The sequence below is a fragment of the Oceanococcus sp. HetDA_MAG_MS8 genome (genome assembly GCA_019192445.1).
In the GTDB taxonomy this organism is placed as follows: Bacteria; Pseudomonadota; Gammaproteobacteria; order Nevskiales; family Oceanococcaceae; genus MS8.
This window is the reverse complement of the sequence record JAHCMK010000002.1, coordinates 383,184-407,645: the sequence shown is the minus strand read 5'-3', so window position 1 is coordinate 407,645 and position 24,462 is coordinate 383,184. Positions and strand designations below refer to the sequence as shown.

Annotated in this window: 23 protein-coding genes; 20 read left to right on the top strand and 3 right to left on the bottom strand. The window is 58.2% G+C overall.

The features are described 5' to 3' along the window. Positions 1 to 14: 14 nt before the first annotated feature. Positions 15 to 224, bottom strand: a complete 210-nt coding sequence (locus tag KI787_04640) for a hypothetical protein (protein ID MBV6629225.1) — start codon at positions 222 to 224, stop codon at positions 15 to 17. Positions 225 to 305: 81 nt separating this feature from the next. On the opposite strand from KI787_04640, the gene sucC reads away from it, so the two are divergent. From sucC to KI787_04625, 3 genes are all read left to right on the top strand, one after another. After that, positions 306 to 1,469: an ADP-forming succinate--CoA ligase subunit beta gene (gene sucC / locus KI787_04635; GenBank protein MBV6629224.1), complete on the top strand. Its 1,164-nt coding sequence runs from the start codon at positions 306 to 308 to the stop codon at positions 1,467 to 1,469. 9 nt (positions 1,470 to 1,478) lie between these two features. Next, positions 1,479 to 2,354: a succinate--CoA ligase subunit alpha gene (gene sucD, locus KI787_04630; GenBank protein ID MBV6629223.1), complete on the top strand. Its 876-nt coding sequence runs from the start codon at positions 1,479 to 1,481 to the stop codon at positions 2,352 to 2,354. A gap of 140 nt (positions 2,355 to 2,494) precedes the next feature. Next, on the top strand, positions 2,495 to 4,117 hold the full coding sequence (locus KI787_04625) for an NAD+ synthase (GenBank protein MBV6629222.1): 1,623 nt from the start codon (positions 2,495 to 2,497) through the stop codon (positions 4,115 to 4,117). 69 nt (positions 4,118 to 4,186) lie between these two features. Here the strand turns inward: KI787_04625 and KI787_04620 are convergent, their stop codons facing one another. Beyond that, positions 4,187 to 5,038 carry an outer membrane protein assembly factor BamD gene (locus tag KI787_04620; protein ID MBV6629221.1) on the bottom strand — a complete coding sequence of 284 codons (852 nt, stop codon included), beginning with the start codon at positions 5,036 to 5,038 and terminating at the stop codon, positions 4,187 to 4,189. 60 nt (positions 5,039 to 5,098) lie between these two features. Here KI787_04620 and KI787_04615 point away from each other — a divergent pair, with 60 nt between their 5' ends. The 5 genes from KI787_04615 (at position 5,099) to KI787_04595 (ending at position 12,807) form a co-directional block, all read left to right on the top strand. Beyond that, positions 5,099 to 6,001 carry an RluA family pseudouridine synthase gene (locus KI787_04615; GenBank protein MBV6629220.1) on the top strand — a complete coding sequence of 301 codons (903 nt, stop codon included), beginning with the start codon at positions 5,099 to 5,101 and terminating at the stop codon, positions 5,999 to 6,001. Beyond that, positions 5,994 to 6,770, top strand: coding sequence for a peptidoglycan editing factor PgeF (gene pgeF, locus KI787_04610; protein ID MBV6629219.1), 777 nt, complete (start codon positions 5,994 to 5,996; stop codon positions 6,768 to 6,770). Before KI787_04615 ends, pgeF begins: the two co-directional genes overlap by 8 nt. Before the next feature lie 172 nt (positions 6,771 to 6,942). Continuing rightward, on the top strand, positions 6,943 to 9,387 hold the full coding sequence (locus tag KI787_04605; protein MBV6629218.1) for a DUF1302 family protein: 2,445 nt from the start codon (positions 6,943 to 6,945) through the stop codon (positions 9,385 to 9,387). A gap of 79 nt (positions 9,388 to 9,466) precedes the next feature. Then, positions 9,467 to 10,432, top strand: coding sequence for a hypothetical protein (locus KI787_04600; GenBank protein ID MBV6629217.1), 966 nt, complete (start codon positions 9,467 to 9,469; stop codon positions 10,430 to 10,432). A 17-nt stretch (positions 10,433 to 10,449) separates the two neighbouring features. Then, positions 10,450 to 12,807 carry an MMPL family transporter gene (locus tag KI787_04595; GenBank protein MBV6629216.1) on the top strand — a complete coding sequence of 786 codons (2,358 nt, stop codon included), beginning with the start codon at positions 10,450 to 10,452 and terminating at the stop codon, positions 12,805 to 12,807. Between the two features lie 222 nt (positions 12,808 to 13,029). Here KI787_04595 and KI787_04590 read toward each other — a convergent pair whose 3' ends face one another. Further along, entirely contained in the window at positions 13,030 to 13,851 is an 822-nt protein-coding gene (locus tag KI787_04590; protein ID MBV6629215.1) for a symmetrical bis(5'-nucleosyl)-tetraphosphatase, read from the bottom strand. A gap of 165 nt (positions 13,852 to 14,016) precedes the next feature. Here KI787_04590 and KI787_04585 point away from each other — a divergent pair, with 165 nt between their 5' ends. The 12 genes from KI787_04585 to KI787_04530 all read left to right on the top strand — a co-directional run bounded on the left by KI787_04585 (position 14,017) and on the right by KI787_04530 (position 24,381). Continuing rightward, positions 14,017 to 14,217 (top strand): hypothetical protein, encoded by a 201-nt coding sequence (locus tag KI787_04585; protein ID MBV6629214.1) that lies wholly within the window; start codon positions 14,017 to 14,019, stop codon positions 14,215 to 14,217. 108 nt (positions 14,218 to 14,325) lie between these two features. After that, positions 14,326 to 14,508: a Flp family type IVb pilin gene (locus KI787_04580; protein MBV6629213.1), complete on the top strand. Its 183-nt coding sequence runs from the start codon at positions 14,326 to 14,328 to the stop codon at positions 14,506 to 14,508. 79 nt (positions 14,509 to 14,587) lie between these two features. Further along, entirely contained in the window at positions 14,588 to 15,019 is a 432-nt protein-coding gene (locus KI787_04575) for a pilus assembly protein (protein ID MBV6629212.1), read from the top strand. 141 nt (positions 15,020 to 15,160) lie between these two features. Next, on the top strand, positions 15,161 to 16,054 hold the full coding sequence (gene cpaB / locus KI787_04570; GenBank protein MBV6629211.1) for a Flp pilus assembly protein CpaB: 894 nt from the start codon (positions 15,161 to 15,163) through the stop codon (positions 16,052 to 16,054). Positions 16,055 to 16,116: 62 nt separating this feature from the next. Continuing rightward, the gene (locus KI787_04565; GenBank protein MBV6629210.1) at positions 16,117 to 17,409 is read left to right on the top strand and encodes a type II and III secretion system protein family protein; all 1,293 of its coding nucleotides are present in this window, start codon (positions 16,117 to 16,119) and stop codon (positions 17,407 to 17,409) included. Positions 17,410 to 17,411: 2 nt separating this feature from the next. Beyond that, positions 17,412 to 18,602: a hypothetical protein gene (locus KI787_04560; protein MBV6629209.1), complete on the top strand. Its 1,191-nt coding sequence runs from the start codon at positions 17,412 to 17,414 to the stop codon at positions 18,600 to 18,602. A 10-nt stretch (positions 18,603 to 18,612) separates the two neighbouring features. Continuing rightward, positions 18,613 to 19,833, top strand: coding sequence for a CpaF family protein (locus KI787_04555; protein ID MBV6629208.1), 1,221 nt, complete (start codon positions 18,613 to 18,615; stop codon positions 19,831 to 19,833). After that, positions 19,830 to 20,747, top strand: a complete 918-nt coding sequence (locus KI787_04550; protein MBV6629207.1) for a type II secretion system F family protein — start codon at positions 19,830 to 19,832, stop codon at positions 20,745 to 20,747. The genes KI787_04555 and KI787_04550 overlap by 4 nt, the downstream gene beginning before the upstream one ends. Beyond that, entirely contained in the window at positions 20,744 to 21,661 is a 918-nt protein-coding gene (locus KI787_04545; protein ID MBV6629206.1) for a type II secretion system F family protein, read from the top strand. The genes KI787_04550 and KI787_04545 overlap by 4 nt, the downstream gene beginning before the upstream one ends. After that, positions 21,661 to 22,377, top strand: a complete 717-nt coding sequence (locus tag KI787_04540) for a hypothetical protein (protein ID MBV6629205.1) — start codon at positions 21,661 to 21,663, stop codon at positions 22,375 to 22,377. Before KI787_04545 ends, KI787_04540 begins: the two co-directional genes overlap by 1 nt. Further along, complete coding sequence (locus tag KI787_04535) at positions 22,358 to 22,633, top strand: DUF3613 domain-containing protein (protein ID MBV6629204.1); 276 nt, start codon at positions 22,358 to 22,360, stop codon at positions 22,631 to 22,633. Before KI787_04540 ends, KI787_04535 begins: the two co-directional genes overlap by 20 nt. Then, positions 22,633 to 24,381 carry a hypothetical protein gene (locus KI787_04530; protein ID MBV6629203.1) on the top strand — a complete coding sequence of 583 codons (1,749 nt, stop codon included), beginning with the start codon at positions 22,633 to 22,635 and terminating at the stop codon, positions 24,379 to 24,381. The genes KI787_04535 and KI787_04530 overlap by 1 nt, the downstream gene beginning before the upstream one ends. Positions 24,382 to 24,462: the final 81 nt, after the last annotated feature.

Below are 24,462 nucleotides of genomic sequence, written 5' to 3'. Positions count from 1 at the left end.
GAGCGGGCGCGGCCTCAATCGTCCTGAGCATGCTGAGAGCAGTAATGCCGGCCTTCTCTTTGCTGCGCCTCTTGCGGGTCTAAAGCCACGCCGCAGCGGTCACAACGAAGTTTGGATGGCAGAGCTTGAGGCCGGCGGCGTGGTTGCCTGCCATTCAGCCAGCGCCAGCCCATCCAGAGCAGGAACAGCAGCCCAATCAGTAGCAGGATGCGAAATACGACCATGGTCCTTTTGCCGCCAGCATGCGCGATACGTTAAATTTTGCGCCCGCAAAAAATTTACCGGTTGCGAGAACCGAACAACTCATGAATCTACACGAATACCAAGCCAAGGCGCTGTTCAAGCGTTTTGACATCCCTGTACCTGGTGGGCATCTGGCGCGCAGTACAGATGAGGTCCGCTCTAAAGTCGCCGAAATGGGTGGTGGCAAAGTCGTCGTGAAGGCGCAGGTGCACGCTGGCGCACGCGGTAAGGCCGGTGGCGTCAAGTTAGTAGACGGTGCTGATGCTGCTGCGGCCGTGGCCGAGGAGTTGCTCGGCAAGAACCTGCGGACCATCCAAACCGGCCCCGAAGGTCTGCCGGTGAACAGTGTTTACGTGGAAGAGCCTAGTGCTATCGCCCGTGAGCTGTACTTGTCGATGCTGGTGGATCGCGCTCAGGAATGCGTGGCCATCATGGTGTCTCCCGATGGCGGCATGGATATCGAAGCCGTTGCCGAAGAGACTCCAGAGCGAATCAAAACCCTGTTTGTTCACCCAGCAGCCGGTCTGCAGGGCTATCAAGTCCGTGAGCTGGGCTTTTTCCTGGGTTTGGATAAAGATCAGATTAAAGAGTTCGGCCGGATTTTGACTGGCCTGTACCGGATCTTTACCGATTGCGACGCCTCTTTGGTGGAGATCAACCCTTTGATCGTCACCGAAGACAACCACCTGCTGCCTTTGGATGGCAAGCTCAATATCGATGACAACGCCTTATTCCGTCAGCCAGAAATCGCCGAGCAGCGCGATCCCACTCAAGAAGACGATGCTGAGCGCGAAGCCGCAGAACATGGTCTGAACTACATCACGCTAGAGGGCAACATTGGCTGCATGGTCAATGGAGCTGGCCTGGCGATGGCGACCATGGACCTGATTAAGCTGCACGGCGGCCAACCGGCCAACTTCCTCGACGTAGGTGGTGGCACGACCAAAGAGCGCGTCGCTGAGGCCTTCAAGCTCATCACCTCCAGTGGCGACGTCAAGGCCATTCTGGTCAATATTTTCGGTGGCATCGTACGCTGCGACCTCATCGCAGAGGGCATCATTGCCGCTGTTGAGGAAGTGGGCCTGAAAATTCCTGTGGTCGCCCGCTTGGAAGGCACCAACGTGGAGCGTGGCCGGGAGCTGTTAGCCAACTCCGGGTACAACATCACTCCTGCGACGGACCTCACTCAAGCCGCGCAGACGGCTGTCAAGCTGGCCGCCAGCTAAGGAATTGTCATGAGCATTCTTGTTAACGAGAACACCAAAGTTATTGTCCAAGGTTTCACTGGTAAGCAGGGGACCTTCCACGCAGAGCAAGCGATTGCCTATGGCACCCAAGTTGTTGGGGGTGTAACGCCAGGGCGCGGCGGCCAAACGCACTTGGATCGTCCGGTATTCAATACTTGTGGCGAGGCAGTCGCGGCTACGGGCGCCGATGCCACCATGATTTACGTGCCCGCACCTTTTGCCGCAGATGCCATTTTGGAAGCCGCTGACGCAGGTATTAAGGTCATCGTGTGCATCACCGAGCATATTCCTGTGCTGGACATGGTGAAGGTGAAGGCGCAGCTGAGTCAGTACCCCGACACGGTTCTCATTGGTCCTAACTGCCCGGGAATCATCACCCCTGGAGCCTGCAAAATCGGCATCATGCCTGGGCATATCCACAAACCAGGCAAGGTAGGAATTGTGTCGCGTTCCGGCACGCTCACCTACGAGGCCGTCTTCCAAACTACGAATAACGGTTTGGGTCAATCCACCTGCGTGGGTATCGGCGGCGATCCCGTGCACGGAATGGGCTTCATTGATGTGATTTCCCGCTTTGAGAAGGACCCTCAAACTGAGGGCATCATCATGGTGGGCGAAATCGGCGGCTCTAAAGAAGAGGAGGCTGCAGCCTACATTCAAGAGCATGTCACTAAGCCGGTTGTGGCCTACATCGCTGGCGTGACCGCTCCTCCAGGCAAGCGCATGGGGCACGCGGGGGCAATTATTTCCGGCGGTAAAGGAACTGCGGATGAAAAGTTTGCAGCCTTAGAAGCCGCTGGTGTAGCCACCGTTCGTTCGCCGGCCGAGTTAGGCGCGAAGATGAAAGAACGCCTAGGCGCTTAAGGCCTCGTCGATGCGGCCAGCGAAAGGCTGGCCGGATACAATACAGGGCATGTTCGTTGGTACGAACATGCCTTTTTTTTGCTTCATCGCGGCGCCCGGATTGTAGTGCTGGGCCTTGCGCTGACTTTGCGGATGTGACTATGCCCTTGTCCTCGCGGCGGATCGCCATGGCGCAGTTTCGCCCTCGCATGGGGGATCTTCAATTCAATGCTCAGCGTGTACTGGCGTACGCTCGATCGGCGCAGGCCAATGGGGCTGAATTGTTGCTCTACCCGGAGATGGCGCTATTGGGTTATCCGCCTGATGACCTCTTAATGCGTCCAGCGCTGGAAGCGGCGCTCGCCCAAACCCTGCACACGCTTAGCGCGGAGCTTCCCTCCTCGCTGCCGGTGCTGGTTGGTGCTCCAGAATTTGCTCCCGAGGGCCTCTATAACGCTCTGTACTGGTTGGAGCAGGGTCAATGGCGCGTGGTGGCACGCAAATCTGCACTACCGAACTTTGGTGTTTTTGACGAGCAGCGCCATTTTGTCGCGAGCGCAGGGCCTCAGGTGGTCGATTGGGATGGTTGTCGGCTGGGGCTATTGATCTGCGAAGATCTTTGGGATGACCAAGTTTGCGCAGCGCTCACTCAGCAGGCGCCGGACCTAGTGCTGTGCCCGAATGCCTCGCCATTTGATCAGCAAAAACGCGACCAGCGCCAGGCGCTATTGGCACGGCGCGTCAATCAGTGGGGGGCACCCACAGCCTACCTCAACATGGTTGGCGGCCAGGACGAATTGGTATTTGATGGCAACAGCCAATGCTGGGACGCGCAGCGTGGTGCGGTCAATGTCAGTCAGGTGCCCACTGAGGCGCTTTTGCTTGCTGATGTGGAAGCGGGCCGTTGGCGTTCTGCAGTGTGGGACGCTCCACCCGTAGAACCCTTGCAACTACTGAGCGACATCATCGCCTTGGGCCTTCGCGATTACTTCCGCGAAAACGGTTTTGCCCACATTTTTGTGGGGCTCAGTGGCGGTATTGACTCGGCCTTGGTGTTGGCGCTGGCCGTGCAGGCTGTGGGCAGTCAACAGGTGACTGCGGTAGCCATGCCCTCACCATACACCGCACAGATGAGCCTGGAGGATGCTCGCCAGCAGGCTCAATGGCTGAATGTGGAGTATCTAGAATTACCTATAGCGCCCATGATGGACGCCTTCGAGCAGTGCTTGGCGCCTGTGCATCAGGGCCAGCCAGCGGACACCACTGAAGAGAACATTCAGGCACGCTCACGCGGCACCCTACTGATGGCTTTGGCCAATAAGCGCCGAGGATTGGTGCTGGCGACCGGGAACAAAAGCGAGCTAGCGGTGGGTTACTGCACCTTGTACGGCGATATGTGCGGTGGGTTTGCACCCATCAAAGACCTGTACAAAATGCAGGTTTACGCTTTGGCCCGCGCTATGAATCAGCGATTTGCGCAGATTCCAGATCGGGTGATTACGCGTGCACCTAGTGCGGAGTTACGCCCCGATCAGCGCGATGAAGATTCACTGCCTCCATATGCTCAGCTAGATGCCTGGCTAGAAGCTCTGATTGAACAAGAACATGGCCCGCAGTGGCTGATCGACCGGGGGGCGCCCGCCAGTGAGGTCATGCGAGTCACACGTTTGCTGCGCATGGCTGAGTTCAAGCGGCGTCAGGCGGCTCCTGGACCCAAGTTGACTCCTAAAGCCTTTGGCCGTGAACGACGCTATCCTATTAGCGCCCGCTATCCCTTGCTCTGACTCTAGCCGGGGCTTCGCGCTCTTCTTCGGCTGTGACCCGTGCTGCCCAGCCTCAGTCTTGGGAGGGGCTTACAGTGCAGGTGGTGCCGGCGCGTCGCCGGCCGGCTCGGGCTGCGAGGCGGCGGGGCTGTTATCCCAGCGAGCCTTGTTGGTTACAAGCAGGCGAGCCATTTCGGCGGCTTGCTCATCCAAGCCCAAAGTGGCGTAACACTCGGTCAGAAGCCCCAAGGTATCTAGCACCACGCGGGTTTGCCGAAACTCGTCCAGGATCTCATGGCCGCGGCGGATAGCCGCTACGCAAGCTCCCCGCCAGCGGTAGTACTCAGCGATGCCGAAATAATGCTCAGCAATGCGCTCACGTAGCCACAACATGCGACGCCGAGCATCCGCGGAATAAGCGCTGTTGGGGTAGGTTTGTAGTAACCGCGAGAACTCCTGGAAGGAGCGGCGGGCGTCGACCGGGTCGCGGCCTGCAGAGTCCACGTCGAAGAGATCGAGCAGGTCGACTGCGGTGGAGTCGAAAAAGATGAGCCCGCGGAGGTAAAGCACGTAATCCACATGCGGATGACGGGGGTGAGCGCGGAGGAAGCGGTCGGCAGCGGCAGAAGCGGCTTCAGGCTCAAAGTTGCGGAAACGCGCGTATATGCTTTCGAGCTGGCCCTGAGTGGCCTCCGGAGTGAAGGGATAACTGGCGTCCAGACGAGAATACAGCGTGAGCGCGGTAGCATTATCCCCAGCGTCTAGCGCGCTGCGAGCCGCTTTATAAAGCTGTTGGGCGTTGGCGCGTTGGAGTCGCCGCTCGTCCAATTGCGGGTCTAGCGGGTTAACCGGAGGCAGTTCTCCTCCGTTATTCGCGCAACCGACTAGCGCCAAGGCCGTGACCAGCGCCGCCATAATGTTGCTAAACCACCTGTGTACCACGCCGGAATCTCAAAATTGACAGATCAATCGCACAGTATAGACAAGCCACCAGAGCAGTTCGTGTTTGCCGTTGCGCAAGAAGACGATGGGCGTCGCCTGGATCAGGTACTAGCCGCCGCTGTGCCACAGTTCAGTCGGGCTCGCCTGCAGGCCTGGGTCCGTGAAGGGCGAGTGAATATCGATGGTTCTCCGGTGACCAAAACGCGCGAGGCTGTGCGCAGTGGTTGTGAGATCGCATTGTGCACGCCCGCCCTGCAAAGCGCAGATGCACCACCAGCGGCGGAAGATATTCCGTTAGACGTCGTTTATGAAGATGACGCTGTGCTGGTCGTGAATAAGCCAGCGGGGCTTACGGTACACCCTGGAGCTGGCCAAGCAGCAGGAACCATGCAAAACGCCTTGCTGCATCATCGCCCGGCTTTAGAGGCTCTGCCCCGAGCCGGTATCGTGCACCGCTTGGACAAGCTCACGTCTGGGTTGCTCGTTATTGGGGCTACGCTTGAGGCGCATACGGCCCTGGTGCGAGCGCTGGCGGAGCGTGCGGTGGGCCGCGAATACCTGGCTTTGGTCTGGGGCGAAGTGATTGCCGGCGGTACCATCGATGCGCCGTTGGGGCGTGATCCACGAGACCGGCGGCGCTATGTCATTTCTCAAGGCGGGCGGCATGCGATTACCCACTACAGGGTCGCCGAGCGTCTGCCCAAACATACGCTGCTGCGGGTGCAGCTGGAGACGGGGCGCACCCATCAAATTCGGGTGCATATGCAGTCGCGGAAGTGGCCCCTAGTTGGCGATCCGGTGTATGGACGCCGCGGGGATCCGCTACGCAGCTTACTGCCACGCCAGGCTCTGCACGCGGCTAGGCTGAGCTTCGTCCACCCAGGCACTGGGGAAGAGCTAAGTTTCAGCCAAGACCTGCCTCCAGATATGCAGGCTGTGCTGGAGCATTTGCGCAGTGCCTGATGCCGTAGAGCATTGTTTGCTTCGCCCGCGCTGGGAGCTGCCAATGGGTGTTCACGCCGCCATGACGACGCGTCAGGGCGGCACTAGCACTGGACCTTGGCGGGGCTGGAATATGGGGCGCTTATGTGGAGATTCTCCGGCGCCAGTCGCCGTGAATCGATCCCTACTCCAGCATGGCCTCGGATTGAAGGCGGGCATTCGTTACCTGCATCAGGTTCATGGTGCCGACATCATGCAGCGCCGTGCTGCTGACAGTGCGTGGCAAGAACCTCGCGCAGATGGTCATTGGACGCGGGATGCGGGCCTGGCCTTGGCGGTGCTGGCGGCCGATTGTCTGCCGGTGCTAATGACTGCAAGCAGTGGGAGTATAGTGGGCGCTGCGCATGCGGGCTGGCGGGGTTTGGCCAGCGGGGTATTGGCCGCGCAAGTGCGCGAAATGCGTGCCCATCTGCCTGCAGGCGAGCGGATAGTGGCTTGGGTTGGCATTGGTATTGGCCCCTGTCACTACGAGGTGGATTCGCGGGTTGTGAATGCCATTGTGGCAGCAACAGGTCCGGCCGCTTGGGCCTGCATACATGACATTGGCGGGGGGCATGCGACTCTGGACTTGGCGGGCATCGCCGCAATTCAATTACGCGAACTGAACGTATCTGTGACGATGCAGGGTGGGTGCACGGCCTGTGATGAGCGGCGCTGGTACTCACATCGGCGGGATTCGCAAAGCGGGCGGATGGCCGCTCTGATCTGGCGTGAGCCGCTGCTCCCTTGAGCCCGTAGGAGCTCAAGAGCCCAGGCCTATACCGCGCCGTGGATGGCCAAACATAGCTGCGGGGAGTTGCCCTGAGCACCTCCACTTTGCGAGAATCAACCTGAGAACCTGACCGCAGTAGCTATAACTGCGGCCCTTCGCGAAGAAAAGTACAAATTCTGGGAGAGAGACGGTGACCAAATTCTGGCCGCGCGCCGTGGTGATTGCATTAGGGGCTTCGGTGGTCGTTCCCGCCCATGCCTTGGAATTTTCCATAGGTAACGTTTACGGCTCGGTGATTAGCTTTTTCACCGTGGGCGCCGCGATGCGTATGGAAGAGCGCTCTGAGGACCTGATTGCCAAACAGAACAACAACCCAGGTTTGTGCGTGCGCACCAACTGGACGACGGATGGTTTTGGCGCAACAGATTCGCCAGAGTACTTGGGCACGCAGGAGGGCGACATTGGTCGTACCTGTAACGACACCCAGCTCCCAGACTTCAACCGCCGTTATGTAGAAACTCCTGGGAACTTCAACATTAACGGCGACAACGGCAACATGAACTTCGACCAATACGATGTGGTCTCGGCCGTTGCCAAGTTGAACTCGAAGATCGACATTTCCTTTGGGAATTTCAACCTCTTCGGGCGCGGTATCTGGTTCTTTAACGAAACCATCAACGGTTTCGACACCACCAGTTTTGATACGACCTTGCAACCGGGGCGCCAAAGCTTGGGTTTTGAGGCCGAAAAGCAGTTCGGAACCGACTTCTTGCTGCAAGACCTCTACCTCTCCACTTTCGTGCCCATTGGTGATCGCACCTTATCCATTCGCGTGGGGCGCCAAGGTTTGAACTGGGGTGAGTCCACTGCACTGCCGCTGAACTCCATCAACACCATCAACCCACCGGATCAGCGTTTGGCTCGCTTGCCGGGATTTGACCTTGCCGAGTTGTTCCGCCCGGTTGGTATGGCGGTGTTGGGTTTAGACCTCACGCTGAACCTGTCTATGGAAGCGTTTTATCAGTTTGAATGGCGGCCGGTCGTGATTGATGCCCCCGGCACCTTCTTCTCTACCTCTGACGTGGTTGGTGGTGAAGATAGCGATGGCTATTACGCCATGCTGTCCTTCGGTAAAGCGCCGGAGGACCCCTACGGCATTTATTCCTCGCAAGACAATAGCGCGGCCGTTCCCGGCACTCCGGAGAACGATCCTTTTGCCTTGGGATCTGCGTCCAGCAGAACCGTGTTCCGCGCGCGTGACGTGGAGCCACGTGACACGGGGCAGTTTGGCTTTGCGTTGCGCTACTTTGCCGAAGATTTCAATAACGGCACCGAGTTTGGCTTCTACTTTGCCAACTATCACAATCGCCTCCCGAGCATTAGTTTCCGGTCAGCCGATCAGAGCTGTGCTGACGTAGGCTACAACGACCCACTCACAGGGACTCGTGTGAATCCACTCGGCCGCCCCGCGACCAACGTGCTTGAACTCGCGCTTAATTGTGGCGTGGGTCAGGGTGACATCGGTAGCCTGAGGCTCGCTGGAGAGCCATTGCCGGTAGATACCTCGGAGTTGTTCGTAGAGTACGTTGAAGACATCCAAATGTTTGGCTTCAGCTTCAACACCACCATCGGTAACTGGGCCTGGTCGGGTGAGTACAGCTTCCGACCCAATATGCCGTTGCAGATTCACTCGGTGGATTTGACTTATGCCTCACTGCAGCCGGCCTTCCCAACAAACAGTATTAACCTCACAGATATTGACTTGTCGGGTAGCTTGCCTCCTATCCCTGGAGCCAGCGAACTGCTGACGGCGCTGCAAAACGCTCTGGTGAACCCAGCGCTAGAAGCGGCGCCCATCCCGGCAACTGCGATCGTACTGCCAGGCCGACGGATTGCTGTCCCTGACTACGTCGAGACAATTTATCGAGATCGCGCATTCGATCCTGTCAACGACCCGCGCGGAGATAACTACTACATTCCGGGTTTTGAGCGGGTGAAATTGGGTCAGCTCACAACCACCTTCCTGAACACCATTGGTGGTGACAACCCTCTCAAAGCCTCGCAAATCATATTGATTGCTGAGGCTGGTTTGACCCATGTGGTTGATATGCCGAGCTTGGACGAGCTCCAGTTTCAAGGGGCTGAAACCAACACGCATATCTCCTCAGGCGCAGATGGCACCCAAAACTTGGGCGTGACCGATAGTGCTGCGGTGTCAGGTGGATTCACCACGGCTGGGAATGGCAACGAGGAGTGCTTACGACGGACCTTTGACTCCGATCGCTTTGGCCCTTACGAGGCAGAGCCTTGCCGGCAAAACCCCACCGCAGAAGATCCAGAGCAGTTTGGTGATGCCGTATCTTATGGCGTGCGGTTTATCAGCTTGATCCGCTACCAAGACTTCTTCATGGGCGCCAACTTCGAGCCCCTGATCGGTGCCTTTTACGACATCGATGGCGTTGCGCCGGGGATCGGCCAAAACTTTTACGAAGGTAACTTCACAGGTTTGCTGGGCCTGCGCTTCGATTATTTGTCAAAGTGGTTCACCGAATTGCGCTACACCTACATCAACGGGAAGTGGAACTCTCGCGCCGACCGCGACACTCTGGCATTCTCGTTGCGTTACGAATTCTGATCTTGCAGCTAAGATCACGTTAATCTGAGCACCGGCGCGGCCTTGGCCGTGCCGGTGTCGTTCACTTGGGGAGACCAATATGAGATACAGCGTGGGCCTCGGCCTGGCCTTGGCCGCTGGGGTGGTATCAGCACAGGGCATCAGTCAAAAAATTTCGCCGCAACCGGCTGAGATGATGCCTTTGGCAGACCAGTCTGTACTGCTGGATGTCACCGACACGGGCGAACGCCTCGTGGCCGTTGGTGAGCGTGGACATGTGGTGGTGTCATTGGATGGCGAGACCTGGGTGCAAGCGCCGACGCCGGTGCGCTCCTATCTCACCGCAGTAGATTTCGCGGACCCCATGAATGGCCTGGCTGTCGGTCACGATTCCACGATTTTGCGCACCCGAGACGGTGGTCGCAGCTGGGTCTTACAAAACTTTCAGCCCGTTGAAGAGCCGGAAATGGACACCGATATGCCCTTTCTGGATGTGCTGATGTTGGATCCACAAACCGCCTGGGCGGTCGGCGCTTACGGCCGCGTCTACACTACCAGCAATGGTGGCGAATCCTGGGACGAGTTCGTCACTGGCGCCAACCCGGATGGCTGGCACTTCAATGCACTGACTCGGCTTAACAATGGCGACTTGTTCTTGGCAGGAGAACAAGGAACGCTGGCCCTCTCCCAAGATGCTGGGCAAACCTGGGAGGCCATTGAGTCTCCCTACGGCAGCACCTTCTTTACGGCAGCTCCTGTAGGCGAGTCTGGCGTGTTCATTGCGGGCCTGCGTGGCAATGCTTATTACAGCCCCGATGTGAAGAGTGGCCAGTGGCAACGGGTGGAGACCGGCGGTGAGGAGTCCATCATTCACGCCGAGCAGTTAGCTGATGGTGAGATTGTGATGGTGGGCATCAACGGGGTGGTCTTGCGCACCCGTGATGCGCTGCAAGAGGTGGAGTCGCTGCCCAACCCACAAGGCATCACCTTGGCAAGCGTGATGCCCCTCAAAGAGGCTTTGTTGGTTGTCGGCAATGCCGGCCCACAGCTCATCACTACCCCTTAATGCGGAAGTAAGGACTCATGGCACAAGCACAACAAACGACATGGACCGACCGCATTCTGAAGGTGGTCGAACCCCTTGTTTACGGCAAGCGAATGGTGGGATTAGCGGTACTCACCGCTTTGACCATCTTTTTTGGCTGGATGGCCTCGCAAACCACCGTCGACGCCGGTTTCGAAAAATCGATTCCTCTAGAGCACCCCTACATGAAGACGCTGAAGAAATATCAGCAGGACTTCGGGGGTGGTAATACGGTCCTCGTAGCGCTCATCCAAGAGGATGGCGAGATTTATAACGAGGCCTTCTTGTCCAAGCTCAAGGCTGTGACCGACGAGGTCTTCTTCCTGCCGGGCGTAGACCGGTCCCGAGTGAGCTCATTGTTCACCCCGGATGTGCGGTTCACCGAGGTGGTAGAAGGTGGCTTTGCGGGCGGCAACGTTATTCCTGCTGAGTATGCACCTACGCCCGAGATGTTCGAGCTGGTCAAGGCTAACGTTGGTAAGGCAGGCATTATCGGTCGCTATGTCACCACTGAGCAAAACGGCGCCATGGTATTCGCCGAGTTGCTGGAAACCGACCCGGTCACCGGTGAGAAGCTGGATTACCGCGAAGTTGCAGACAACCTCGAACAAATTCGTCAGCAATTCGAAGATGAGAACGTCAAGATTCACATCGTCGGCTTTGCGAAGGTCATTGGCGATGTCACCGATGCAGCGCTTGAGGTGGTGTTCTTCTTCATTTTGGCTTTGCTGCTCACGGCAACCTTGCTCTGGTTGTATACCGCCTCCTTCAAGTTGTCGATGGTGGTGCTGGTGTGTTCCATCGTTGCGGTCATCTGGGAGTTCGGGCTGCTCACCAGCTTTGGCTATGGTCTGGACCCCTTCGCCATTCTGATCCCCTTCCTGGTGCTCAGTGTGTCGACCAGTCACGGGGTTCAGTACGTCAACGCCTGGGTGGGTGAGTTGGCGGAAGGGCAGAACTCTTTCGATGCCTCTTTGAACACCTTCCGGCGTTTGGCCATTCCAGGCACCACCGCGCTGATTACCGATCTGGCCGGCTTTTTGACCATCTACCTCATCCCCATTGATATCGTGCGGGAAATGGCCATCAATGCCTCCTTTGGTATGTTCGCCATCATCATTACCAACAAAGTGTTGGCGCCCATTTGGCTGACCTACATCAAGATTGATGATTTGGAGGCCTTCCAAGAAAAGCAACGCAAACGCGAAGAGATGGGCGACGGGCTGTGGAAGTTCCTTGCCAAGATTTCGCGCCCAGTACCCGCATTGGTGACCATCCTCATTGCCTCACTGCTATTAGGCTGGTCTTTGTTTAAGTACGGCGACCTGCAGGTGGGTGACTCGCAGGAGGGCGTGCCCGAACTGCGTCCAGAGTCTCGCTATAACCAGGACTCCCGCGCTATCGTGAACAACTTCGCCATTGGTGTGGATATCCTCAAGGTGATTGCAGAGGCACCTCCGGAAAGCTGCATTCAGTATCCGGTGATGGAGGAGATCGACCGCTTTGCTTGGCGCATGGACAACACCAAAGGGGTGAACTCCACGATCTCGCTGCCGCAAGTCGCAAAGATTGTGAACGGGCAATTCAATGAGGGCACGCCGAATATGTCGGTGCTGCCGCGCAATCGTTATGTGATTGTGCAGGCCATCACGCCTATTCCGACGTCTTCGGGTTTGCTGAACCCGGACTGCTCGGCAATGGCTGTGTTGGTGTTCACTGAGGACCATCGGGCCGAGACCATTCAGCGCATCGTGAATGAAGTTAAGAGCTTCAATCAAAATGAGGCGCAGCATGTGAACTTTGCCCTGGCCACCGGCAACGTGGGGGTTATGGCCGCCACCAACGAAGTGGTTAAGAAGAAAGAATTGGAAGTCGTGGGCTATGTCTACCTGGTGGTCGTCGTGTTCATGTTCCTGTCTTTCCGTACCCTTTGTGGCGTGCTGTGCGTGGTGTTGCCACTATCGCTGGTCTCCGCCATGGCCTATGCGCTAATGGCGGTGCTTGGCATTGGCTTGAAGGTGGCGACACTGCCGGTCGTCGCCCTAGCGGTGGGGATCGGTGTGGACTATGGGATCTACATCTACTCCACATTGATCGATCGTTTGAGCCTGGGAAGGAACCTGGAAGAGGCCTTCACGGATACCTTGCACCGTACCGGGAAGGCAGTGATCTTCACCGGAGTGGCCTTGGGTGGCTCGGTGTCGACTTGGTTGATGTCCGACCTGCAATTCCAGGCTGACATGGGAATCTTGCTGGTGTTCATGTTCACGGCGAACATGTTCGGCGCCATCTTGCTAATGCCCGCTCTAGCCCGGTTTTTAGTTCAGCATCGCCACTTTGAGAAAAAGACGACCTAAGTCGAGTACCTATAGGTCTGTGAAGATAAGGGGGCGCTGTTCGGGCGCCCCCTTTTTTATGCCCTCGCCGCATCGTGTGACACGCGCCGCGCGCTGATGGTGAGACCGTCACACCCGGCTGGCTTGAGCGCCACTCGTGGACTAGGGTGATTCGGGTTACTGGCACAAAAGCTAAGGGCAGCCCCTGCCCACTGTCCGACGCAATCCCGAAGCGCTGGCGGATCAGTCTCCTGGTTCTTGGTAACCAGGGCTTGGTTGGCGAAAAAGCCGCCGCTCTGGCCACTGCAGGGCCGTCAAGTGACCACCCCAGACGCAGCCCTCATCCAAGCCCCATACAGAAAACTGCGGCCAGTGCACCTGCCCCAAGGTGGACCAATGCCCGAAGGCAATGTCGCCTGCAGTCCAGCGCCTTCGCGAGTAGCTAAACCAGGGTTGTAAGTGCTTGGGGGCCTGCTCGGGTGAGGATTTGCAGGCGAACTCTAGGGCGCCATCCGACTCTACGAATCGCATGCGCGTCAAGGCGTTGACGGTATACCGGGTGCGCTCCATTCCACGCAGCTCGGACGTCCACCGCTGCGGCGTGTTGCCATAAAGCTGCTGCCAAAATTCCGCGGGGGGCGTAGCGCGAAGTTGGGCGCTGACCTCCTCGGCAGACTGCAGGGCGAGCTCTAAATCCCAATCCGGTGGAATGCCGGCATGAACCATGCTGAGCCCGGCACCCACCTGAATCAATGGCATGCCCAGCAACCACGCTACCCACTGCGAGCCCATCCCGTGCGCTGCGAGTTCTGAGGCTGTGCTACCCATTTTCCGTTGGGGATCATGTAATCGAGCGAGCACCGAGAGGTCATGATTCCCCAGCACGCAGCGTATACGAGCACGGTGGTCCCACAGCCATTGCAGAGTGCCCATCGAGTCTGGCCCCCGGTTAATCAAATCGCCGCAAAACCAAAGCTCATCCTGCGCCTGGAGCGGAAGTTGATCAACGAGAGATTGGAGTTCGCTGGCGCAGCCCTGTAGGTCGCCGAAAACAAAAACGCTCATCACCGCAGTCTAGCCCGCAAACTGTAGCGGTGGGGGGTGGCCTCATTTTGCGCCATTGAGGGCTGCTTCCCCTAGGTTGCCGCCAAGCCCTTGCAGCTCGATGTTGACCCGCTCTTGACCTTGACCCTGGCATAAGCGGACTTAGGTTTGGTCGGAGGGCACCTTATGGCAAGCCCCTTTGCTGAGAACGAGACATCTGTGAAGCCAACAACTGCCGCTCGCGAGGGGGGCGCAACGGCGGCCGAATACGCTTTGATCGCTGCCATGGTGGCAGTAGGCGTAGCGGCATCCATTGGGCCAGTTGCGGATGTGCTCGGTGAACAAATGGCTCGTGCAACACAGACGGTTCAGCCTACTGCGCCCTGAAGCCGTCGGCTTTCTGCCACAATCTTGACGAAACCTTGACCTTAGGCGCGGCACGATTATTGAACGGATTTGTATTGATCCAAACGCGCATTGAAACAGGAGCACATCATGTTGAAGCAACGCACTCAGCCTTCCGCTAAAAAGAATCAACGCGGAGCCACCGTTATCGAGTACGCACTTATCGCAGCTTTGATTGCGATTGCTGTCGCTGCGGTTATGGGCCCACTTGGCACGGCCATTAGTGGTAAGTTCACCGAAGCAGAAACCACCCTGACCGGCGGCGGTAGTTAATTTACGCGCTCTCGGTCCAGTCACCGGAGCAAGAATGAGGCCTGTAGTGCGCTGGCGCCGGCAAACTGGCGCCACAGCAATGGAATTCGCCCTCATCTTTCCCTTGCTCTTTGCCCTGCTGTACGGGGTCATCGTGTACTCCTACGTCTTGGTATTGCAGGAGTCCATCACCTTTGCCGCTCAGCAGGCGGCTTCTAGGGCGGTGTCCGTGAGCCCCGAGGCTACGGGTGGCGCTTATGTTGATACCGTTCGCGCACAAGCTCGAGAGGGTGCTGTGCGCGCTCTGGTGTGGTTGCCCGAACCCCAACAAGCGCGTGTTTTGGGAAGTAACGGCGACGCCGTGGATGTGAGCCTGGTAGCTGATCCGGCCGGTAGTGTGGTTGAAGTGAACTTAAACTTCGATTTGGCAGGCTTGTTTCCGGCCGTGGTTCTTCCCTTTGTTGGCGAAATTCCGCCGCTGCCGGCAGTTCTCAACGCTTCTGCGAGTGTGTTGGTGGGCGGATCGAGTTAGTCTTGGCATATAACAATATGCGCGCCATCGGCTTTGGGTCGACACCGCCGTGTTGTGAAGGACAGATAAAATGGGCATTGAGCAACCGTCTGGTCAATCTGCCAACAATGCGCATGCGAGCACTAAGCACAGGGGAGTGATATGAACGGGCAGGGCCTGAAAGTGGCGGCGGTAGTCGCCGTGGCGCTGGCAGTTATCCTCGGAGGACTGGCCTGGCGGGCGACTCAAAACGCCACTCAAGCCGCTCGGCAGGAGGCGGTACAAGAGGTTATTGCGACCGCACCTGTGGCGGAGCCCCAGTCTTTGGCGGTAGTCGCCCTGCAGCCTCTGCCGGCGAACCAGCCGGTAGCGGAAACCGCTGTAGCCTTGAAGCCATTGGCGGTTGTTCCTAGCCGCTATTACACCAGCATTGAAGATGTGGTCGGCCGCGTGCCGCTGTTAGACATTGATGCGGGCGCGCCGATCACGCCACGCTACTTCAAAGACGCCAATGTGCTCGCCCGCTTAATTCCTGAAGGGCATCGGGCCTTGTCCTTAGAGATTAGCGATGTTGTCGCTGTGGGAGGCTTCGTGCGTCCCGGAGACCGCGTGGATCTTCTGGTCCACCTACGGGATACCCAACAATTGGCGCAAAGCCGCATCCTGCTCGACGATGTGTTGGTCTTAGCGTACGAGGAACGCATTATTGAGCGTCCTCAAGGTGTGGATGACTCTACTTCTAGAGCGCAGCGTGGTCGTGTGCGCACAGCTGTGGTTGCGGTGCCGGAAACCCAGGTGACACGCGTTATGCTCGGTGCCAGCGTTGGTGATGTGCGCTTGGCATTACGCCGCCAGCAAGCCGACCTGGCCGAGCCCGAAGGGAATGTGCCACTTGTAACTCCAACGCCGTCGCCGGACTTTGATGTAGAACAAGCTGTGACCTTGACCGAACTCACCAAAGTGAAGAAGCCAACGCCCACTCCCAAGCCCGGACCTGCTCCCTTCAAGGTGGAAGTGTTTAGGGCAGATCAACAGACCCAGGAGGGCGGGCGATGAGCATGCAGCTATGTTGGAGACTGAGCATCATCTGCCTGCTCAGCGTAGCTTGGACTGGCACGATGGCGGCCGCAACTGTGACTCCCAGTGGCGGTGTATTGACCGTTGAGGAGGGCACCCATCGTCTACTGCGTCAGCAGAATGTGAAACGCGTCGCTGTGGGTGACCCCAGCATTGCCGATGTTGCGGTCGTGAGCCCGCGAGAGCTGTTAATTACCGGCAAAGCCCAGGGTGTCACTTCCCTGCTCATCTGGTTTCAAAACAGTAACCGCACGGCAGCCTATAAGCTGGCGGTACAGCCGGTAGAAAATCCCTTGGAGCCTCCTGAGTCCGACCCTGAACTACGGGCCGCGAAAATCACCAAGGATCGTCTACAAGGCCAGTTCAAGGATCTGCGCTCCCACGCGAAGGCGCGTGAGCTTGCCGGTAAAGATGCTAAGGACACCAGCCAAGTGAGCCTGCCCGCGCAGGTGATGACGGAGATCCGGATTGCGGAGGTGTCGCGCAGCACCATGCGCCAGTTTGGTTTTAATCTGCTGCTCAATCGCTTGGATGGCTCGGTGGCAGTCACTCGCCCGGGTACGCTCGGTGGAGCGAGTTTGGGTCCGCCTCCGAATGGTGATAACCCCTTCACCAGCCCTGTTGTGTTTGAGAGCGATGCCGGCTTTCTGCCGCTGCGGAATGCCTTCAATATCGTGCTGGGAAATGCTAGCCGCAATGTGCTGGGTTTCTTGTCATTGCTGGAAAACCAAGGTTTGGTACGAACCTTGGCTGAGCCCTCGCTGGTAGCCACCTCTGGACAAACAGCCAGCTTTCTGGCCGGCGGCGAATTCCCCATTCCAGTCGCTCAAGGCGGTGGCGGGAATGGTGCTATCACCATCGAGTACAAAGAGTTCGGGGTTCGGCTGTCGCTGACGCCCACAGTGTTAGGGGCCCAGCGGATCAGCCTGAGGGTCGCTCCGGAGGTGAGTGAGCTGGATTTCACAGCCGCCGTCCAGGTGGGCGGTACTTCGGTTCCAGCCCTGGCCGTTAGGCGCACCGATACCGTGGTGGAACTGGCCGATGGTGAGAGCTTCGTGATCAGTGGTTTGGTCAGCCGCAACATGATGGCGAACGTCGACAAGCTTCCGTTTTTAGGAGACTTGCCCATTTTGGGTGGCTTCTTCCGCTCCAGTCTGTATGACCAAGAAGAGCGTGAGCTCATCATGGTCGTGACCCCGCATTTGGTCGGGCCCATTCCCGCCGGAACCAAACTGCCACCCATGCCTGGGGAAGAGTTAGAAAGCTATGACCCCTCCTTCGGCGAGCTACTGTTCCAGGAGTCCGGACGTTTCGATGCCGGCTTGAGTCGCTAATCATGTTGGCTGTTGCATTAATCGCTACAGACCCCTTGTATGCCAGTTGGTTAGCAGATGTGCTCGGCGATGACTGCGAGCTGCATTGGATTCGCCCCGATGACCCCGAAGATCCCGCGCTAGAGCAGCTGGCTCGGCTGGAGTCGCCAGATGCGATCTTGGTAGAGCCTAATCCCAGCCTGCTCCGAGACGTAGGGCGGGCCATGTCAGCCCTGATGGTGGCTGTGTCAATGGACAGCCCCGGCGATAGCGCGATCAGTTTGGTTCGTGCCGGAGCTGCGGATATCTTCGTGATGGGGCGCGATGATCAGGAAATCCGCCATCGCTTGGACACCTTGTTGCGGAATAAGCTGCAGCAGGCAGGCTCTGATCGTGGAGCGAGTGCGAACACCCGCTCTGCGGACCTGATTACCCTCTTGGGTCCTAGCGGGCTTGGAGATTTGAGTTTTTGCGCGGCGCACATGGCCTTGGCGCTATTGCAACAAGTGCAGCCCGGAGAACGTGTGTTGCTGCTAGATCTGGCGCTGCCTTATGGTGCGGCGCTGGTGCATCTGGATTTGAATCAGAGCTATTCGGTGTTGGACGCGATTAGCGACACCTATCGCTGCGATGCGAATTTGATTGATAGTGCCTTTGCCCGGCATGGGGGCGAGGGCCTGTATGTGCTCAGCCTACCCGAAGATTTGATTGGCCCACCGCCCTTGGGTGAAAAGGAGTTGGGCTCCCTGCTACCGGTTCTGCGCGAGCATTTCCGCCATATCGTCTGTGCCATAGGCCCGCATTGGCCGGTGTCGGTGGCACGCCTGTGTTTGGAAGATGCCACGCACGCGGCTTTGGTGAGCGATGGAGGGATTGTGAGCAGCCGCGCCACCCGCGCCTTGCTCCAGGCTTTGCGCCACGAAGATATACCCCTACAAAGGCTGGGTCTGATTTGCGATTCGGGCCGAGGGATTCAGGCACTAGATGCGCCGAACCTGGCGCGATTGTTGGAACTGCCGCTATGGGTTGAGCTTCGCGGGAGCCCGCAAGCACGCGCGCAGGCCGCCAATCGCGGCGAGCCTTTATTCAAAGTGGCGCCACGCGATGCCAGTGCACGCAGCTTTATGAGCCTTGCAGAGTCGCTGCATCGCGGACGCGGCCCTCAAGCATCCGCCGAGTCTCGGAGCCTGTGGCAACGGCTGACTGGCGCTTGAGGGGCATGGCGTGGCCGAAATTATCACTAACCGCAAACGGGCCGGACAACAGACTGTCAGTCGTCAGTACGTAGAACATAAGGCCCGCCTGCATCGGGCATTGATTGCCCGTCTAGAAACCGACAACTTACGTATCGATGACTGGACCGCAGCGCAGCTGAGGCGCTGGATCTCGACGGAAATTCAAGCTGAAGTTACCCGTGAGCGGCTTGCGGTTAACAGTTCGGAAATGCGCCAGCTGGTGGATGATGTTCAAGATGAACTCATCGGTTTTGGCCCATTACAAGATTTGATCGATGACCCCACCGTGGACGATATCGTGGTCAACGGCCCACAGCGGGTTTTTGTAGAGCGCCGCGGAAAACTGGAGCAAACAGCCGCTGTGTTTGTCGATGATGAGCATGTCCTGCGCATCATCCGCCGCATCTTGGCGCCGATTGGCCGGCGCATAGACGAAAGCACCCCCATGGTCGATGCCCGCCTGCCGGATGGCAGTCGCGTGAATGCCGTCATCGCCCCGGTGGCCTTAGATGGGCCGTGTATTTCGATTCGTAAGTTCCGGGCGAAGCCGTTACTGGTTGATGAGTTGATCCGCTTGGGTACGCTGGATCAGCGCAGTGCGGACTTCTTGCAAGAGGCGGTCGCTGGTCGGCGCAGCATGATCGTGGTTGGTGGTACGGGCACCGGCAAAACCACGATTTTGAATATGCTCTCACGCTGGATCAGTACCAGCGAACGGGTGATTACCGTTGAGGATGCGGCTGAGCTGCGTTTGGAGCACCCGCATGTAGTGCGCATGGAGACTCGCCCCCCAAACTTAGAAGGCGATGGAGAGATCACCGCACGTGATTTAGTTCGCAATGCGCTGCGCATGCGCCCGGATCGCATCGTTCTGGGCGAAGTGCGTTCCAATGAGGTCTTGGACATGCTGCAGGCCATGAACACCGGCCATGAGGGGTCCATGACGACCTTGCACGCAAACTCTCCTCAAGACGCCATTCATCGCTTGGAACTGCTCGCAGGCTTTGCCGGTTTTGCCGGTGATACGGCCAATTTGCATCGGCAAATTGCGTCTGCAATCGATTTGTTGGTCCAGCTTGTGCGTCTGCCTAGTGGCGCTCGGCGTCTGGCTGAGGTGGCTCAAATTACCCACGGCCAGGGTGAGCTCGTTTTGACACCGGTCATTCGATACAACCCCGACACCCAACAATTTGAGGACCTGCGCGCATGATCATGGGCGTCCTGGTGGCCTTATGTACGCTGCTGCTCTTCGCTGCAGGGGCGCTCTTGTGGCGGGCTCGGCAGGTCGAACGTGAGCAAAGCTTTTACCTGGGTCACAGGCTAGGGCAGGACGATGCGCCGCGCAGTATACGCAGCGAGGGCGATGTGCTCACCCGTACGCTGCAGGGTTTCATGCTGCGCGCTGGCATGGCGCCAGAGCAGTTGCCGGGCTGGTTAAGGCCTAGTTTGTTGTGTGCAGCCGTAGGTTTGGCACTGCTGGCATTGCTATTTAGCTGGGTGCTGGCCTTGATGGGCTTGGTCGTTGTGTTGCTGGCTTTGCTGGGTTGGGTGATGGCCAGAGAGGCCTCCCGGCAGAACAAAATGCGCGAGCAGCTGCCGGGTTTTCTGGAGCATATGATGCGTGTGCTCAATGCTGGTAATGCGCTGGAAGAGGCTCTGGCGGTGGCAACGCAAGACTGCCCTGAGCCTCTGGTGCACATCTTCAGCGGGGTGACTCGCCAGGTGCGATTGGGTGCTGCTATTGATGAGACTCTCACCGAGGTGGCCTATCTATCCGGCTTGCGCGAGCTTCAGGTCATGGCGCTGGCCATTCGGATTAATCGGCGTTTTGGCGGAAGCCTGAAACGCATCTTCAAAAGCCTCGTTGGAGCCATCCATCAGCAGGATGCCGCGCGCCGTGAAATGCGAGCGCTCACTGCCGAGACTCGGGTGTCGGCGGTGGTGCTGGCCATTGTTCCCACAGGGATGATGTTGTACATCTTGGCGCAGAACCCAGCCTACTATCTGGAAATGTGGTTTGACCCAGCCGGCCGCAGCTTGCTCTTCATAGCAGGTGTGATGCAGGTGCTCGGTGTGATCATTATTTGGCGCATGCTCCAGCGCGCCGGGCAGGACGAGGGATGAGCCCGGCTTTTTTGGTTGCCGCTGCCGTCGTCTGCTTGCTGGTGGGGCTGGTACTAGGCGTGGTTCTTATCAGCCAACAAATGCAGCGCGAAACGCTGCAGCAGCGCTTTGCCGCAACCTCGGGCTCAGCGCAAGAGAGCGCCGGAGTCTCGGCCTTTTGGGGGCGGCTTGCCAAGCAAGGCCAGCACATTGATCGCCTCTTCGACGAGCACGGCGAAACCGAACGGCTATTGCTGCAAGCAGGCATGCGCAACCCGCGTACGCGGCTTCCCTACTTTGTTGCTCAGGTAGCCCTGCCGCTGCTGGCCATCGTTGGTTGGTCTGCTGCTGTGTTTTTTGGCTTGCTCGACGGCAGCGCCTTAGAGCGTGTGCTGATTGGCTTCGTGCTGCTCACCGTAGCCTTGCTCGCGCCACGTTGGAGCTTACGCCGGCGCGCCAAGCATCGTCAGGCCAAGCTGCGCGGGGAAGTCCCGATGCTGATCCACTTGCTGGCCTTGTTGTTCGATGCTGGTTTGTCCTTACGCCAAGCGCTGCTGACCTTAACCACCGAAGGAGATTTGGTGCTGCCGGAGTCCAGCCAGGAGCTAGCCGCAGTCCTGCGTCAGTTGGAGTCTGGGGCCGAGGTCTCGGAGGTCATCCGTAACACCTCGCAGGCTCTGGAGGTCACGGAACTGTCCAGCGTGCTGTCCGTGCTGCAGCAAGTCGATCGCTATGGGGGAGAGCTGCGAGTCCCCTTGATGGATGTCTTAGAACTCGTGGAGAAGCGACGCGAGCTCAGCCTGCGCGAGCGGGTCAGCGCCTTATCGGGGCGGATGACGGTCGTGATGGTGCTGTTCTTCTTTCCGGCCTTATTGGTATTCGTTGCCGGGCCCGCCTTTTTGGCCATCATGGCGGCTTTGGGAGGAGGAAGTTAATGCGCAGCTCAGTGTCGTTATGTGGGGTCTTGTTGGGGCTGCTGACGGCATGCACCATGGCGCCCCGCAATGTGGAGGATCTGGCCCGACCTGCGCAGCAACGGGTTCTGCACGGCGAATTGGTGCACGACATGCTCGCCCAGGGACGTAGCCATGCGGCCTTGGCTCACTTGGAGGAGTTGCGCCGCCAGCAAGGCAAGCTCACTGCGGATCAGCGTTTGCTGCGGGCCGAGGCTCATTACCGCATCGGTGAACTGGGTGAAGCTTCCGCCGATTACACACAGTTACTGCAAACCACCCTGGCCGGACAGGCCTGGCACGGTCTAGGCCGCATTTATACCCCTACCGATTTGCGCAAGGCCCTGCAGGCCTACAATAACGCCTTGGAACAGCGGCCTACGGACGCTGCCATCCGCAATGACCTCGGGTATGCCTTGCTCTTGGGTGGCCGCGTACTCGACGCCTGCCGACATTTGCGTACGGCGCATGAACTTGACCCCCAGCAGGCACGCATCATTGCCAATTTGTTGCTTTGCGAGGCAGCACTGGGCCGTCATGATGAGGTGGAGCGCATGATGCAGGTTCAGGGCTTCACCCCGGCAGAACGTCAGCAACACCAGCGCCAGTACGAACAATTGCGCGCTACCATGGTCGAACGAAAGGCAGAACTGCTCGCTGCCCCTACAGGAGTCTCCGATGACCCATCTGCTTCTTAAGCCCTTGTGCCTTGCCAGTGTAATGTCCCTTACAGCGGTGAGTGCGGTGTGGGCGCAACGACCCGGTTCGGGTGCTGAAACCCAAGCTTGGTTGGATTTGCAAAAGTCCCAAGATCTCAGTTCAGACCAGGTCATCAGCGGCGAACGGGCGGCGCAAACTTGGAAGCGCTACGTAGAAAGCTTTGGTCGAGAAATCCCCGAAACCTTCCAACGCGACTCCGTCAATAACGCTGGTGGCGGAGGCGGCCAGCGCTGATGCCGCTTCGGCCAAAACAAGGCTGGTCGCACTCGCGGCCTGGGAATCAGCGTGGTGTCGCGGCCATACTGCTGGCGGTGAGCTTGTTGGCGCTGATTACGGCTCTGGGCTTTGCGATTGAGCTGGGCTTGCTCTACTCGGCTCGCGTTGATGCGCGCACCAATGCTGAGCTCGTGGCATTGGATACGGCTTCCGCTGCTGGCGGCTGCGTGAGTCCAGCTGATGCGGACACCCGCTTGCAACTGGCGCAGGCTGCTGCAGCCGCCAGTTTGGCCCGCAATGCCCAGCCCGGTTTGACTCTGGTGAATACTCAAGTCGGAGCCCAACAGCTGCGCGGTGCTCAACGGGTTTTTGTACCCACCTCTGGGGTCAACGCCAATGCGGTCTCTGTGGAGGTTGAACGCCCGCTGCCCCCACAGATCGTCCCCATCCTTCCACGCCAAAATCAAGCTTCTGTTCGCGGTCAAGCACAGGCGGTGCGCTCGCCTCTAGTGACCTTTACTGTGGGCTCATTTCTCGCCAGTGTGGATCCTCCTCAACTCGATTTACTCAACGATATCTTTAGTTCGGCCTTGGGCGGCCCTATCATCGGCGATATTGTGAGTTATCAAGGTTTGGCGGAGAGTTTCATCGATTTGGGTGATCTGGCCGCTGCGGCTAATCAACCCTCGTTACTCGATTTCCTCACCGAATCCATCACCCTGCCGGGCTTTTTGCAGCTGCTGGCAGACACTTTGATCAATGTGGGCGATGCGGCCACCGCGACCCTCATCAATAGTATGGCTGCGGTGGCAGACAACACTCCGGCAAGTACGGTTGCAGAGCTTGCTGGCTTACCTGATGACTTGCCTGAGTCAGCTCAAAATGCCCGGGTCATGACCTTCGACCTAGTCCGCAATGCCGTGGTCCAAGCCAATCCGGTGTTTTCCATCACTCCAGAGGTGGAAATTCCCAACTTGGTAGAGGTCATTGTCGATGTCGCCCTACTGCAGCGGCCCTCTATAGGTATTGGTCCGGTACTCCGTGATGAGGGTGGCTCATTTGTCACCCGCGCCCAAAACCAGCAAGCCAGTTTGGGATTAGATCTGAATTTGAAGGTGGGCACCTTGGACGAAATCGTCGATGTGAGCCTGCCCTTGGTCCTCACCGCAGCCGAGGCTGAAGCCATTTTGGTGGATACCTTTTGCGCCAATGCGGATGACCCGGAAAGCCGCGTGGTGTTGGAAGCAGAGACCCAGATATCGCGACTGCGAATAGACGAGACCCAACCAATACTCTCCTTACAGATCGATAATTTGCCCATTGTTGGCACCGTCGGCGTACAAGTCTTTGCCTCCGGCGAGGCTGTGATTGGCAATGGTGGGCGCCATGGCCCGCATACCTTCACCAGCCCATTCTCTGCGACCGACCCTACTCTCATCGGCGCGAATACCTGGACCGTGCATTCTTCCCTGGGGCAGTCTGTGGCCACTGCCTTGGATACTCTGGTTGAGTCATTGGAGCTACGCCTGGAAGTGGATGTGCCGGTCGTAGGCGGCGTGGCTGAAGGCGTGGTCAATCAGGCCCTAAGCCCAACCCTGACCACACTGTTGGCACAAGTGGAGCCAGCCTTAAGTTCGGTTTTGCGGGGCCTGGACTTGGCTTTACTCAACCCCTTGCTGGGAACACTCGGGATTCATCCCGGAGGGGCCGATATTGTCGTCGTTCAATTTGATGTTCCCCCGCCACAGTTGATTGCCTCAAATTAGCTCGTGCTTGGGCGCTGAGCTTAGGCTGATGCATCGCCCTCTCAGCCTAGGCATACTGCCCTGAGACAGAACACTGATACC

Bases quoted from the DNA above. Each gene is read 5' to 3' on its own strand.
- KI787_04640 (MBV6629225.1), bottom strand. From the start codon at position 224: ATGGTCGTATTTCGCATCCTGCTACTGATTGGGCTGCTGTTCCTGCTC.
- sucC (MBV6629224.1), top strand. From the start codon at position 306: ATGAATCTACACGAATACCAAGCCAAGGCGCTGTTCAAGCGTTTTGAC.
- sucD (MBV6629223.1), top strand. From the start codon at position 1,479: ATGAGCATTCTTGTTAACGAGAACACCAAAGTTATTGTCCAAGGTTTC.
- KI787_04625 (MBV6629222.1), top strand. From the start codon at position 2,495: ATGCCCTTGTCCTCGCGGCGGATCGCCATGGCGCAGTTTCGCCCTCGC.
- KI787_04600 (MBV6629217.1), top strand. From the start codon at position 9,467: ATGAGATACAGCGTGGGCCTCGGCCTGGCCTTGGCCGCTGGGGTGGTA.
- KI787_04595 (MBV6629216.1), top strand. From the start codon at position 10,450: ATGGCACAAGCACAACAAACGACATGGACCGACCGCATTCTGAAGGTG.
- KI787_04590 (MBV6629215.1), bottom strand. From the start codon at position 13,851: ATGAGCGTTTTTGTTTTCGGCGACCTACAGGGCTGCGCCAGCGAACTC.
- KI787_04585 (MBV6629214.1), top strand. From the start codon at position 14,017: ATGGCAAGCCCCTTTGCTGAGAACGAGACATCTGTGAAGCCAACAACT.
- KI787_04580 (MBV6629213.1), top strand. From the start codon at position 14,326: ATGTTGAAGCAACGCACTCAGCCTTCCGCTAAAAAGAATCAACGCGGA.
- KI787_04575 (MBV6629212.1), top strand. From the start codon at position 14,588: ATGGAATTCGCCCTCATCTTTCCCTTGCTCTTTGCCCTGCTGTACGGG.
- cpaB (MBV6629211.1), top strand. From the start codon at position 15,161: ATGAACGGGCAGGGCCTGAAAGTGGCGGCGGTAGTCGCCGTGGCGCTG.
- KI787_04565 (MBV6629210.1), top strand. From the start codon at position 16,117: ATGGCGGCCGCAACTGTGACTCCCAGTGGCGGTGTATTGACCGTTGAG.
- KI787_04560 (MBV6629209.1), top strand. From the start codon at position 17,412: ATGTTGGCTGTTGCATTAATCGCTACAGACCCCTTGTATGCCAGTTGG.
- KI787_04550 (MBV6629207.1), top strand. From the start codon at position 19,830: ATGATCATGGGCGTCCTGGTGGCCTTATGTACGCTGCTGCTCTTCGCT.
- KI787_04545 (MBV6629206.1), top strand. From the start codon at position 20,744: ATGAGCCCGGCTTTTTTGGTTGCCGCTGCCGTCGTCTGCTTGCTGGTG.
- KI787_04540 (MBV6629205.1), top strand. From the start codon at position 21,661: ATGCGCAGCTCAGTGTCGTTATGTGGGGTCTTGTTGGGGCTGCTGACG.
- KI787_04535 (MBV6629204.1), top strand. From the start codon at position 22,358: ATGACCCATCTGCTTCTTAAGCCCTTGTGCCTTGCCAGTGTAATGTCC.
- KI787_04530 (MBV6629203.1), top strand. From the start codon at position 22,633: ATGCCGCTTCGGCCAAAACAAGGCTGGTCGCACTCGCGGCCTGGGAAT.